This window comes from Prevotella sp. AM23-5 (assembly GCF_003473645.1).
GTDB classification, from domain to species: Bacteria; Bacteroidota; Bacteroidia; order Bacteroidales; family Bacteroidaceae; genus Prevotella; species Prevotella copri_A.
This window is the reverse complement of the sequence record NZ_QUCG01000005.1, coordinates 13,833-27,437: the sequence shown is the minus strand read 5'-3', so window position 1 is coordinate 27,437 and position 13,605 is coordinate 13,833. Positions and strand designations below refer to the sequence as shown.

The 13,605-nt window shown below is 44.1% G+C and carries 7 protein-coding genes; 3 read left to right on the top strand and 4 right to left on the bottom strand.

The genetic code is table 11. The features are described 5' to 3' along the window. Positions 1-29: 29 nt before the first annotated feature. Entirely contained in the window at positions 30-1,286 is a 1,257-nt protein-coding gene (locus DW657_RS02415) for an ATP-binding protein (RefSeq protein WP_118311283.1), read from the top strand. Between the two features lie 57 nt (positions 1,287-1,343). Here the strand turns inward: DW657_RS02415 and DW657_RS02410 are convergent, their stop codons facing one another. After that, the gene (locus DW657_RS02410; protein WP_118311282.1) at positions 1,344-2,663 is read right to left on the bottom strand and encodes an ATP-binding protein; all 1,320 of its coding nucleotides are present in this window, start codon (positions 2,661-2,663) and stop codon (positions 1,344-1,346) included. Between the two features lie 931 nt (positions 2,664-3,594). Next, entirely contained in the window at positions 3,595-4,605 is a 1,011-nt protein-coding gene (locus DW657_RS02405) for a site-specific integrase (protein WP_118311281.1), read from the bottom strand. 245 nt (positions 4,606-4,850) lie between these two features. Here DW657_RS02405 and DW657_RS02400 point away from each other — a divergent pair, with 245 nt between their 5' ends. Beyond that, a complete protein-coding gene (locus tag DW657_RS02400) occupies positions 4,851-8,036 on the top strand; it encodes a SusC/RagA family TonB-linked outer membrane protein (RefSeq protein WP_118311280.1) in 3,186 nt (1,061 codons plus the stop codon). A 29-nt stretch (positions 8,037-8,065) separates the two neighbouring features. After that, positions 8,066-9,700 (top strand): RagB/SusD family nutrient uptake outer membrane protein, encoded by a 1,635-nt coding sequence (locus tag DW657_RS02395; RefSeq protein ID WP_118311279.1) that lies wholly within the window; start codon positions 8,066-8,068, stop codon positions 9,698-9,700. A 250-nt stretch (positions 9,701-9,950) separates the two neighbouring features. On the opposite strand, the gene DW657_RS02385 is transcribed toward DW657_RS02395, so the two are convergent. After that, positions 9,951-11,405, bottom strand: coding sequence for an ATP-binding protein (locus tag DW657_RS02385; protein ID WP_118311277.1), 1,455 nt, complete (start codon positions 11,403-11,405; stop codon positions 9,951-9,953). A 141-nt stretch (positions 11,406-11,546) separates the two neighbouring features. Further along, positions 11,547-13,553: an alpha-glucuronidase gene (locus DW657_RS02380; RefSeq protein ID WP_118311276.1), complete on the bottom strand. Its 2,007-nt coding sequence runs from the start codon at positions 13,551-13,553 to the stop codon at positions 11,547-11,549. Positions 13,554-13,605: the final 52 nt, after the last annotated feature.

Genomic DNA, 13,605 nt, shown 5'->3' with positions numbered 1-13,605 from the left:
TGCACCCAGATTAACATAAAACGGAAGATATGGACAAGAGAATAGCAAAACTGCTGATAGCGGAGAACCAAAGGATGATTCAGAATGTGGAGATGGTGAAAAGAAACATCAGCTTCGAATCTCATTCTAACTATGTGCTGGTAGGACTAAGAAGAGCCGGTAAGTCTTACTTGCTATATCAGCGTGCCCAAGAGATGATAGCTCAGGGACATCTGCCAGAGGAAATCCTTTACTTCAATTTTGAGGACGACCGATTGGAAAATCTCCAGCTTTCCGACCTGGATGCCATCAAGCAGGCTTACGAGGAGATGTATGGGCATCAGCCGATCTTCATGCTCGACGAGATACAAATCATTGATGGGTGGGAGAAATTTGCACGTAGACTTGCTGACCAGAAATATAGAGTGTATATCACTGGTAGCAACGCCAAGATGCTGAGTAGCGAGATTTCTACTACGCTTGGTGGCAGATATATGGTGCAACCCGTCTTTCCTTTCTCCTTTCAGGAATACTTGACAGCCCAGCATTTCTCCTTGCCTGCGCAGTGGGAGTATCTGCAAAATTCTGACCTCAAGAGGGCTTTTCTTGAGTATTTTCATATTGGCGGTTTGCCAGAATTGGTGATTGTTGACAATCAGTTTAAGCGAGAGTGGTTGGGCAATCTATACAACAAGATTTACTTTGGAGATTTAATTACCAGATACGGTATTCGTAACCCTCTGGCGATGAAGACTTTGATACGTAAACTTTCTGAGAGCGTAAAGCAGCCACAGTCTTTTAACAGACTGGCTAATCTGGTTTCTACTGTGGCAGGAAAGGTAAAGCAAGAGACGATAGTGGACTATCTGAGATATATCAAGGACACTTGCCTGGTCTTCTCCATAGAAAACATTTGCGCAAAATTGCAAGATAGAATGTCGAACCAGAAGTATTACTTTATAGATAATGGTTTTCTGAGTCTATTCCTCTTTGATCCAGAAACATCTCTCTTGGAGAATCTGGTAGCCATTCACCTGCATGAGAAGTATGGGGAAGATCTCTTCTATTATTATGATAATGTGGAGGTGGACTTTTGTCTCTTTGAGCATCAATGTGCTTTTCAAGTGTCGTATAGTATCAAGGATGCTGCTACTCGTGAGCGAGAATTGGGGGCTTTGAATGCTTATCAGAAGAGGTATCCAGGAAGTAAACTTTTTGTTATTACGATGGATGAAGAAGAGACGATAGAACTGGATGACTTGAAGATTGAAGTGATACCAGTATGGAAGTGGTTGCTTACCTCGTAGTTGTTGTTTGTTCCTCACTGGGGCACCAAAGTCCGTCAGTGAGGACACTTTTAGATTCTAGCTTTCAGTCTCCAGCTCCTTTCCGAGAACAAAGAGCATATAGAGAGGAATATTGAGCGTTTTAGCCTCGGCATTACGCTCGTATGGCAAGAGGCTGGTACGGATAGCCCATTTGGGAGAGTATTTCTCCACATAGAGCTTGAGGCTCTTGTCATTCATCGTAACGCCTGCTTTTACCTCTAATGGATAGACATCAAGGCCATCAGAGATGATAAAGTCTACTTCCGAGGTGGCAGAGGACGTCCAATAATAATTGGTTTGGAGGGTGTCAGAAAATTGCTGAAGCTCCTGACAGACAAATTGTTCTGTCAATGCGCCCTTAAATTCCTCAAAGATTCTGCTGCCGTCTAAGATAACCTTAGGCGACACTCCGCTCATGGCTCTCAGCAAGCCAACATCCAGCAGGAATACCTTGAATGATTTCAAATCAACATATGCGGATATTGGAACGTCTGGTTTGCTAACATTGTGGGTGCGGATAGTTTCGCCTGCGTCACATAGCCACATGATGGCATCCTCATATTCTCTTGCCCTGGCTCCTTCTCTTACCAAGCCGTAGACAAACTTTTTGTTTTCCTTGGCAAGTTGGGAGGTGATACTATTCCACACATATCTTATTTTCTCGACCATTTGATGAGGTGCATGTTTGGAGAAGTCTTTTTGGTATGCAGCAATCAGTTGTTTCTGAATTTTCTCTACCTTCGTAAAATCCTTGGTGTCAAGCCATTCGTTAACAACAGCAGGCATTCCTCCTACTATCATATATCTCTTGAGATAATCAATGAGTCGCGGTTCGAAAGCTTTTACGTTTCTGTTGCCTTGCTGTATATAGTCAACTAACATCTGCTCGCCATTGGCAAGAAGAAACTCCTTGAAAGTTAGAGGGTATAGATGCAGAAAGTCTGTTTTTCCAACAGGGAAAGATGTGCCTTCATGCAATGCTATGCCCAGCAGAGAGCCCGCACAACAAATGGCGTATTCGGGTGCTTCCTCACAAAAATACTTTAGTGATGTAAGGGCACGAGGCATTTCTTGCACTTCATCAAATACGATGAGTGTGGTTTGTGGTTTGATTGGCTTTCCATGATAGATGGATAGCTGCTCGATGATGAATTGGGGCGAAAGGTCGCCCGCAAAGATGCTTTCCAACCTGTCTTTTTGCTCAAAGTTGATATAGCAAACATCTTTGAAATACTTTTTGCCGAATTCTCTTAACAACCAGGTTTTGCCTACCTGTCTTGCTCCTTCTAAGACAAGCGGTTTCCGATGGGTGCTCTCTTTCCATTTTAACAATTGGTGAATTAGAAGTCTTTCCATACGCTTTTATTTGTTTTTTGCAAAAGTACTAAAAATCATGGTATTAAGCAAGAAAAATCACATATTTCGAAGGAGTTTTAAATATATTTATCACATTTTGCAAAGGAGTTTCATGTTAAATACTCACATTTTTCGAAGGAGTTTTACGGCAATCTCTCACATTTTCCTAAGGACTTTTTGCCCAATCTCTCACATTTTTCGAAGGAGTTTGGCTGAGTTTGATGAATAGAGAGCTACTTTCAAAAACACTCTTCACTCTTCACAAATACAGCATAACCAACTGTATATAAGAAAATTGCGCGCGTGAAGAGTAACAAGGTACTCTTCACCACTCTTCACCTCTCTTCACCTGTATTTTTTGAGACTCCGAGATCATTCCTTACTCCCTGCTTCAGCCATCATTGAAGACCAGCGCTGGTCATCAATGATGACCGAGCTTCGTGATAAGTAAGCGGCTCAGCGTTTATCCTCTTGCATAAGGTGAAGAGAGGTGAAGAGTGGTGAAGAGAGGTGCGTCACTCTTCACCTCTCACAACCCCTGTGTTTATCGGGGTTTCAGACGATTTGGTGAAGAGTGAAGAGTAAAATCGAGAGTAGGATTTTTACGAGCAAAACGGCTCTGGCTGCAACCATATCCTAAATCAAGATGATAGTCCTGCCCAAATTTTCCTCCCGACGTATTGTTTTGTGCCTGGAAATGGCACAAAATTGCCCTAGTAGAGGGCAATATCTTGCCGTAACCAGGCAATAAACAGAAGAAGGCTACTTGTAACCCGCCAGGACTATCGTGGCTACCTTTCAGAGACGTTCCGACACCTCGTAAGTACCATTCTTTCTCATTTGAACTAGAAACCAGCTTCAACTGCAAACGAAGCCTATTTCTATGGTCGATGAAGCCTGTTTCGATGGGCAATGAAGTTTTCCGACAGGATTATAACCCCAAATCTTGCATCAAAGTCTGGTTTGCTTCGAACAAGTCGGAATCAAAAAGGCTTTTAATATAGATAAAGGTGGTTGATGATTTGGTATGTCCCAAAGCCTTGCTTATCAAGCTGATGTCCAGATGATGAAGATAAGCTATGCTTGCCCACGAATGACGAACCACGTAAGAGGATAAGGGTTGAGCCAGCCCCAACATCTTAGACACCTGATGCAGATTGTAGTTGTACTGGCGCAATCGAGCTGTATATTGACGATGCTGTTGGGCAGAAACAGATGGTGAGGAAACAGAATCTTCTACCTTGTCTGAAAGTATCGGAAAGACAAATTCTGAATCTCTTTGTTCATATCGCATGATGATTTCAACCATCGCAGGCAACAGTGCTACCTGTATCTGCTGTCCTGTCTTATGCCGGGCATAATAAATACATCCGTTTCTCAGTTGGCTTTTCTTGAGATAGGCAATATCTACAAAAGGCATTCCCATCGCATAAAAAGAAAACAGGAAGATGTCACGAGCGAAGGAAAGAGAACCTCCAGGCTGTAGCGGCAAGGCTTTGAGCTGCAGAATTTCTGATTGTGAGATACAACGTTTCTTGGTCTTGGTCCTCCCCGTAAACACTTTACTGAATGGAGCAGCATTGAGAATCGGCAATGCTCTATGATGCATAGCCCGCAATGCCCGCATATAAGCAGAACATGTGTTCAGGCAGATATTACGCCCCAGCAGCCATCGCTGATAGCTATCCAGCTTTTCTGCCGTCATATCAGAAAAAAGCCAACTGTCACTACCAATGAACTTTGTAAAGGAACGAGCTGCAGTAAGATAATTACTGGCAACTTTAAAACGTCCTTCCAGTTTTGCCCTTTCCACTTCACCTTTCACGAAGTCCCATCCAGGAATCTCCAACACAGCCTGCTCATCTGCGTGATTCGCAGAATCAGAAATCTTACCCTCACTCTTACTTCTTCCGAAACCGAATTCTAACTTGAAATATGCCATAACTTAAATGTTTAAATGATTAAAAATAAAGAATTTACGAAAATATACCCAAAGGTATGATACATCCTGCTAATTCCAATAGCTTTATAGTGATAAATCGCCGTTTTCCCCATAAATCTCTACCTCGGGGCAAGAGGTGGGGGCAAAAAGATGATGATAACTCCTTGTGAGTGATCATATAAGAAAAGTTGAGAGAAAGAAATTATAAACATTATATATTCATTTATTTAAAACGAGAGAGATTTATGGAAAAAAGACTCATGACAGTAGTTGCAGGTCTTGCTCTCAGTACGAGCATGGCTTTTGCACAAAGTCAAATCTCTGGTCACGTGACCTCTTCTGAGGACGGAAGCCCAGTTATCGGTGCTTCTATCAAGGTTGCAGGCACTAACACAGGTACAGTTACCGACATTGATGGTAACTTCTCTTTGAACGCTCCAGCTGGAGCTAAGTTGGAGATTACATACATCGGTATGCAGTCTAAGACAGCCAAGGCTTCTTCTAACATGAAGATTGTTTTGGATGCAGACAACCAGTCTTTGGATGACGTTGTTGTTGTGGCATACGGTACAGCAAAGCGCCAATCTATTACTGGTTCTGTAACTGCTGTTGATTCTAAGGAAATCGAGAACCGTATCTCTACTTCTGTAACAGGTGCGCTCGAAGGTGCTGCTCCTGGTGTACAGGTTAATAGCTCATACGGTGAGCCAGGTAAGGCTCCAACGATCCACATCCGTGGTGTCGGAACCTTGGTAAAGGATGCTGACCAGCCTCTTTATGTGGTAGATGGCGCAGCTTTCGATGGTAACATCTCTGAGTTGAACCCTAACGACATCGAGAGTATGTCTGTATTGAAGGATGCTGCTTCTGCTGCCCTTTATGGTAACCGTGCTGCCAATGGTGTTATCCTGATTACTACCAAGCGTGCAAAGTATGGCATCAAGCCAACTATCAATCTCCAGATTAACAACGGTGTTTACACTCGTGGTATTGGTGAGTATGAGCGCCTGGGTGCTGACCAGTGGATGGAGGCATCTTGGTTGGCAATGAAGAACTACGCTATGTCTGGTTCTATGGGTCTGGATGCTACAGCTGCAGCTCAATACGCTACAACTCACTTGATTAGCGACTATGTAAAGCGAAATATCTACAATGCAAAGGATGATGCTTTGTTTGACGCAAATGGTAAGCTGATTGCTTCTCGCCTCTCTGGTTATGACGACCTCGATTGGCAGGATGGTGTAGAGCGTACCGGTCATCGTCAGGAGTACAATGTCTCTGGTGCTGTAAGTGGTGAGAAGTTTAATGTTTATGCTTCTGCCGGTTACTTGAACGAGAAGGGTTATACCAAGAACTCTGCTTTCGAGCGTTTCACAGGTCGTATCAACTCTAAGTTCACTCCAAGCAAGTGGTTCGAAGGTGGTATCAACTTGAGTGCCAACGTTTCTAACCGTCAGTTCAACGACGGTGCCAAAGGTAGTCTTTTTGCAAACCCATTCCATGTCACCCGTTACATGGCGCCTGTCTATCCTATGTATATGCATAATGCAGATGGTAGCTATGCGCTTGATGAGAATGGTGAAAAGCAGTTTGATGTAACTTCTGAGTACCTCTCTAACCGTAACATCGCATACGAGATGACTGCTGACAAGGATAAGACCCGTCGTGCAGTTATTGATGCACAGGTTTATGGTAAGATCAATTTGCCATATAACTTCTCTGTGATGGTAAAGGCTAATGGTAACAACAGTACAGAGAACCGTCAGACTTACAACAACCCTAACATCGGTGATGGTGCTGCTAACAATGGTCGTTTGATTAGCTATGCATACCAGTATGCTACCTATACAGCCCAGGAGTTGTTGACATGGAATCAGACCTACGGCAAGCACACCGTAGATGTTCTTGCCGGTCATGAGAACTATAGCTGGGAGAGAAAGCTTACTAGTGGAATGAACACCAATATGGCTGCAGCAGGAAACTTAACTATGGGCAATTTCCTGAAGAATTCATTCTTCGAAGGCTCTGATGATGTAGATAAGACCGAGTCTTATTTGGGTCGTATCCGCTATAACTATGATGAGAAATACTTCGCTGACTTCTCATACCGTCGCGATGGTTCTTCCCGTTTCGCAAAGGATGCACGCTGGGGTGACTTCTATTCATTCGGTTTGAACTGGAATGCCAAGAAAGAGAGCTTCCTGCAGGATGTAGAATGGTTGAACGACTTGCGTGTACGTGCTTCTTATGGTGAGGTTGGTAACAATGCCGGTGTAAGCCTTTATGCTTATCAGTCACTTTATGAGATTAACAAGAATGGTGGAAACGGTGCATTCATCAGCCAGTCTTTACCAGCACCAAATATTAAGTGGGAGACAACTCAGACTGTCGATCTTGGTGTAGAGGGTAGAGTGTTCGACCGCTTGAACTTCAGTATCGGCTACTTCGACAAGCGTTCTAAGGATCTTCTCTTCGAGGTTCGTCTGCCATATTCTGCAGGATCATTTCCTCATAATGAAAATATGACAAACTGGTCTATTTATCAGAACATTGGTACGATTTCAAACCGTGGCTTTGAAATCGCCTTGAGTGGTGAAATCATCAAAAACAAGGATTGGAACTGGACAGTTTCTGCAGATGCTACAACCTTGAAGAACAAGGTGATCAAGCTGCCTGGAGGTAAGGACATTCTCCATGGCGTACAGAAGTATTCTGAGGGACATTCTGCATACGAGTTCTTCACCTATCACTTCGCAGGTGTTGACCAGATGACAGGTAATTCTTTGTATGACATTGCTGACGAGAATGTTGAGGCAGCAGAGAATGCCGGCACTCTTGTTACAATCAACGGTAAAAACTACACTACAGAGACATCCTATGCTGAGCGCAAGTGGGCTGGCACAGCTCTCCCATCGGTATATGGTTCATTCGGTACAAACCTCCGTTGGAAGGACTTGAGCCTCGGTGTATTGTTCACCTATAGCTTGGGTGGCAAGGTTTATGATGCTTCTTACAGGAGCTTGATGAGCACAGCTTCGGCTTCTTCTGCATCAGCTAATCATAAGGACATCCTGAAGTCTTGGAATGGTGTGCCTGAGGGAATGACAGAGACATCTCCAAACCGTCTCGATCCTAACGGAACTCCAATTATCGACTTCAACCTCAGTACCTACAACAACGACACAAGTGACCGCTGGTTGACAAGTGCAGATTATCTCATCTTCAAGAATATCAACCTGAGTTACAACTTGCCAAAGGCATGGATCCAGAGCATGGGTATCCAGGGCTTGCAGGTTAAGGCAGGTGCAGAGAATCTGTTTACACTTACAGCCCGTAAGGGTATGAACCCTCAGTATAGCTTCAATGGAGATTCAGAGGATACATACGTTAGTGCACGTGTATTCAACTTCGGTTTGTCTGTAACATTCTAAGGGAATAATTAATATAAAGAGAAATTAAGATGAAAAATTATATAAACAAGATATTCGGTTGCGCTATTTTAGCTTCTGCAACCTTGCTGGCATCATGTGGCAGCGATTATCTCGAAACCAAGCCAACAGCTTCCGTTTCTTCTACAGAAGCTGTAGCAACTACAGATATGGCTTACAAGGCTTTAAATGGTATCGCTCGTTGCCAGACTACTCAGCATTATGCTTTCTCACAGGGCTTTGCTGGTGAGAATGCTATCATGCGTCTTTATGAGAACTTGCCAAGCCAGAACTATAATTATAACTATTATGCTTCTGGTTGGGCACCTATCCATAACCAGACATTCCATAATAGAACAAGTACTATCTATGACGGATATGCTTGGTACTATTATTACCAGCTCATCGGTCAGGCAAACAGAATTATTGCCCATATCGATGCTGCGACAGGTAGTGATGAGGACAAGAAATTTATCAAGGCTTCAGCCTTGTCTTTCCGTGCTTACAGCTACGAGAAGTTGATTCACTACTACTGCTATCGTTGGCAGGACAGCAACAATGGTGCTTCACTGGGAGTGGTTCTTCGTTTGGATGAATCTACAGGCGATGCTCCATTTGCAACATTGGCAGAAACCGTAGATCAGATTTACAAGGATTGTCAGGAAGCGATTACCTTGTTTGGCGAAAGTGGTATCGATCGTCCTGCTCGCGAGGTTTGGATCCCTAATGCAAACGTTGCTCATGCTGTTTATGCACGTGCAGCTTTGTTCCGCCAGGATTACCAGACTGCTGTTGACCAGGCTAAGCTTGCTAAGCAGGGTTATCCATTGATGAGCAACGATAGCTACGCTGCCGGTTTCTGTGAGCCAACATCTGAGTGGATTATGGGAAGTTATGGTGATGATTCAGAAAACAACTTTTATTGGTCTTATGGCACACAGGGTGCTTGTAACGGTTACTATGCAAAAGCAGATGGTAATCCAACCGGTTCAGGTACTATCGGTCATGAGTTGATTTCCCGCATCCCTAACAATGATGCCCGCAAGCAGAACTTCCTGACAGAGGATAAGTTCCCTAACCTTGACCTCTCCAAGGAGTCTAAATATTACTATACATTTGGTATCCTTGGTATGATGGATGATAACATCTATGAGCAGGCTGATTCTATAGTAAAGGCTCATCAGGCTAAGGGCTTAACAACTCCATATCAGGCAGGTTTTTACTATCTGGATGCGAACTTGAAGTTCTATGTAAAAGCTCAGCCAGGTGTCGGCTACGTACCATTCATCCGCTCTAGCGAGATGGTACTGATTGAGGCTGAGGCAAATTACTTCCTGGGCAAGACTGCAGAGGCTCAGGCTGCATTGGTTGAGCTGAATGCTACTTCTGGTCGTAACCCAGAATATACCTGCACAAAGACTGGCGAGGAGCTTCTTTCAGAGATTCAGGACTATCGTTGTCTTGAGCTTTGGGGTGAGGGCTTCGAGTGGAGCGACTTCAAGCGTTGGAACAAGGCTGTTGTCCGCAAGTCATTTGCAGAAGGTGGTAATGCACATCAGTCTGTTGCTATCACCATCAAACCAGAGGATGGCAACAAGTGGACATGGGGCGTTCCTCTGAACGAGACCGACTACAATGCTGATGCTACTGCTCCAAAGATTAACTAATCAAATCTTTCGGAATAGTATAATATAATAAGGTGTATCCTTCTTGCCCAACATATCGGGCAAGCGAGGATACACCTTTTTCTTTTTATCTCCCTCACTCTCAAACATTTTCCAATAATTCCTTGCATCTTTCAGAAGAAAAGCGTATCTTCTCGGGTTGGAGAAAGTATCATTCTGGGTGCTAGAAAGTAACTTCTCTGTCGAGCCTAGTGGGAATACCTTGTTGTCGTACAACTTTTTGTACCTTATGTTATGCAAATAAGTCATCCCCTGTTACTTGTCTTGTTATTTTTCTTGCATACATATTATTATATAGTCCGTATGGAGTGATGAAGGTAGGGATGAGGGTCTTGTTAGTCTTGGTCACTTTCTTGAATATGTTAAGGCGGTGCATGAGATGGGCATCGTATGCCTTGTTGATTTCATATTCTCCCTGACAGTATTTCATCTCGCAGATGGAAATGGACTTGTCGGAGCGGTCTATCAATAAGTCTATCTGGGCACCTTGTTTCAAATCCTCATCGGCATCCTCGTCTGCCAATGTCTTGCTGGTAGGGCGATACGACCAAGCGCATGGGATGTTGATGCAACCATCTATGCCAAGGGCTTTTACAATATTGTTGATGTGATGAAGGCAAGTTATCTCGAAGGCATGGCCACACCATGAGGCATACTCGCTGGTTGATTGCATCTTGATCCAGTAGTCGTCAAAGAATGTACCTTTGTTGTGCATGAATTTGAAGTAGAACAATGTGAATGGGTCTATCAGTTGATACATACATTCCTTTTTGGTCTTTCCAAAAGGATTGTAACTGCGGATGAAGTCGCACTGCTCCAGTTCCTTTAGCATGCTCGTAAACCTACCGTTGTTGGGAAGATGCGTAGCATCCAAGAGTTCTTGTCTCGTCATGCCTTTGCCCTTATTTTTCAGTGCCGTTACGATTGCTTGGTAATTGTCTGCTTTCTTGAATAAAGATTTGAAGAGACGGTCGAATTCTTCTGTCAGTTCGCCACCACGTGTAAAGCATAGTTGCTGGATATTTTGTGCCACGCTCTTGTCGCTTTCGAAGAGGGAGAGATAATAGGCAATTCCACCTACAGCCATGAAGCATTCGATGATTTCTGGTCGCTCATAATTGAATCCCTGTGCCTTGAAATAGTCTCCTACTTCTCTCAGGCAGAAAGGTGAGAGAAGGATATTGTGCGTAACACGATTGTGGAGACCGCCATGAGAGTTGATGACATTGTCTATCATCCAGGTAGTGGCACTTCCGCAGGTTATCAACTTGATGTCGTTGCGATAGAAAGCCCAGTCGTTCCAGAAGTGCTCCAAGACACTGATGAAGTGAGAGGAACGAGTGTCAAACCATGGAAGTTCATCGAAGAAGATGACCTTCGCGCCTTCCGGCATATTTTCTATAGCCTTTTGTAATAATCTGAAGGCTTCTTCCCAGTCTTTAGGCATTGTATCCACATTCATTTGCTCAAGGAGGGCAAAGCCAAAATTGGTGAGTTGTTCCTTGGTAGAGACATTGTCTTTGCCTGTAACTCGGAAGGTAAAACGTCCCTCAAACATTTCCTTGATGAGAAATGTTTTACCTACACGTCGTCTGCCGTATATGGCAATAAACTCCGATTTACGACTAGAGATGTAGTTCTCCAGCTTGGATATCTCTTGTTCTCTTCCGATGATGTTCTCTTTCATATCTGTCTTTTTTGCTTAAAACTGTCGCAAAGTTACAAAAAAAATGAGATTACGACAACTTTCTAACGAGAAAAGTGTCGCAATCTCATAAAAAATCTGAGATTACGACACTTTATCATTACTTTCCTGCGGGTTCTACTATTACTTATCTACTGTAGAAGATACATAGTTCTGGAAATACTTGAGGCAGGTCTCGCGCCATTCCTTGGCGTTTTCCAACTGTACATTGAGTAATGAATCGGTATGTTGCCATTCCTGTTCATGCCCCTTCATATATTGTTTGGCTGAGGTGTGCCAGAAGTCGCGATATACTTCAACCATCGCCACACCCATGTTGTACTTCATGCAGAGTTCCTGCCAGAGGGTGCTGCCCGACTTCATTTTGTAATTCCAAGCTACATGATGGAACCATAGGAGATATTCTTCAGGGCAAGTCTCGATGTTGTCATACAGACTACGATATGGCTCCGGATACTGACCTACGGCATCTGTACCTTTGGATGAGCGGTCGAAACCGATACCCTTGGCATCTGCCTTGTGATAATAAACAGGGCACCACTCCAATGGATAGCTGGCGATGAAACCATCCGGTTCCGGACCGTAGTGGTGATCGAACTTGAAGATATGATGTAAGCCCAATGGCATCATATAGTTGACGCAAGCTTCACGTGAGGTCATCATCATCATCTCTACAGGTTTGGTGAACTTCTCGTCCTGATTCTCGTAAGTCTGAACGAGCCATTCGTGGGCAATCTCTTCTGCGCTGAGCGAAGGATTCCAGGCCAGGCGACCGAAGGCATACCAGTTTGCCTGTGAGAAAGGATGACCGCACCAGTTGGCATCATCACCGATATTGGCTACACCTGAGATTCCAACCAGTTTGTCTGGATTGACAAAATCAAAGAATTCCTTCCACATTGGGGCGAGATAGGTGAGGTGTTTAGACTGTCCGAGATATTCCTGGGTAATCTGAAGTTCTGCTATCTGAGGTGTCTGTCTGATGTTGTCGAAGATAGGAGCGTATGGTTCACGAGGCTGGAAGTCGAGCGGACCGTTCTTTGACTGGAGAATTACATTGTCACGGAACTTTCCATCCATCCCTTTGAATTCGCTGACAGCTTGCTTTACACGGTCTTCTCCCTTATGGTTAGCACCATATACAAAGCTTCTCCACATGATAATGCCACCGTATGGTTTGACGGCATCGGCAAGCATGTTGGCTCCATCGGCATGGGTGCGGTGGTAATCGCCAGGACCAGGTTGTCCTTCAGAATTAGCTTTTACCAGGAATCCGCCAAAGTCTGGAATGACAGCATAAATCTCCTTTGCTTTCTTCTTCCACCACTGTTGTACCTTTTTATCCAATGGGTCTGCAGTCTTGGTATAGCCCAATGCCATAGGAGAAGCAAAGTTGATGCTGAGATACACTCGGATGCCGTATGGACGCAGGATGTTGGCGATGACTTTCACCTTATTAATATATTCTGCCGTCATCATCTTTGGCGATGCATTTACATTGTTCAGTACGCTTCCGTTGATACCGAGCGATGCGTTGGCACGGGCATAGGTGATGAGACGGTCGTGAAGACTCTTGCTGATGCTGCCACCCTTGCCGTTTTTGCCGAGTTTGATTTCTTCCCATTTGAAGATGCTCTTGCCGGCATAGCCACGTTCGATGCTGCCATCGAGATTATCCCAATGGTTAAGAATGCGAAGACCCACTTGTGGTTTCTCGGTCTCATCGATAGCTTTGCTGAAGTTCTGCTGATTGCCGCTACCTGTGTTGTAGGCATCAGTGTTCTGAAGTCGAATTAGCTCGTAGGCACCATAGAGCAAACCGATAGGATTGCTGGCGGTGATGGTTGCTTCATACTGAATGTTGTCGCCTTGCTGTGCAGGACGGGCATAGAGGTGATAACCCTCGCCAAGATTCAGCGTCTTGTCTATCTTCAATTCTACATTCTTGCCACGCCAGTTGTTTTCCAACTCCTGCTTGGCAATCTTGGCTGTTGCATCATCGGGCAACTGTGAGATGACTTGGCATGAGTTGGCATACTGCTTTCCGAGCCATAACTGTGAGCCATCACTCTGTGCAGAAACATGGAGTGATGTAAGTACCGTAAATAAAAAAATAAGGTATTTCTTCATATCTTTGCAGATCGTTAGTTTGTATTATTATTGTTTCTGCTGCAAAGATACG

Excerpts from the sequence above, each read along its gene's own strand:
- DW657_RS02410 (WP_118311282.1), bottom strand. The coding sequence starts at position 2,663 with ATGGAAAGACTTCTAATTCACCAATTGTTAAAATGGAAAGAGAGCACC.
- DW657_RS02415 (WP_118311283.1), top strand. The coding sequence starts at position 30 with ATGGACAAGAGAATAGCAAAACTGCTGATAGCGGAGAACCAAAGGATG.
- DW657_RS02395 (WP_118311279.1), top strand. The coding sequence starts at position 8,066 with ATGAAAAATTATATAAACAAGATATTCGGTTGCGCTATTTTAGCTTCT.
- DW657_RS02400 (WP_118311280.1), top strand. The coding sequence starts at position 4,851 with ATGGAAAAAAGACTCATGACAGTAGTTGCAGGTCTTGCTCTCAGTACG.
- DW657_RS02405 (WP_118311281.1), bottom strand. The coding sequence starts at position 4,605 with ATGGCATATTTCAAGTTAGAATTCGGTTTCGGAAGAAGTAAGAGTGAG.
- DW657_RS02380 (WP_118311276.1), bottom strand. The coding sequence starts at position 13,553 with ATGAAGAAATACCTTATTTTTTTATTTACGGTACTTACATCACTCCAT.
- DW657_RS02385 (WP_118311277.1), bottom strand. The coding sequence starts at position 11,405 with ATGAAAGAGAACATCATCGGAAGAGAACAAGAGATATCCAAGCTGGAG.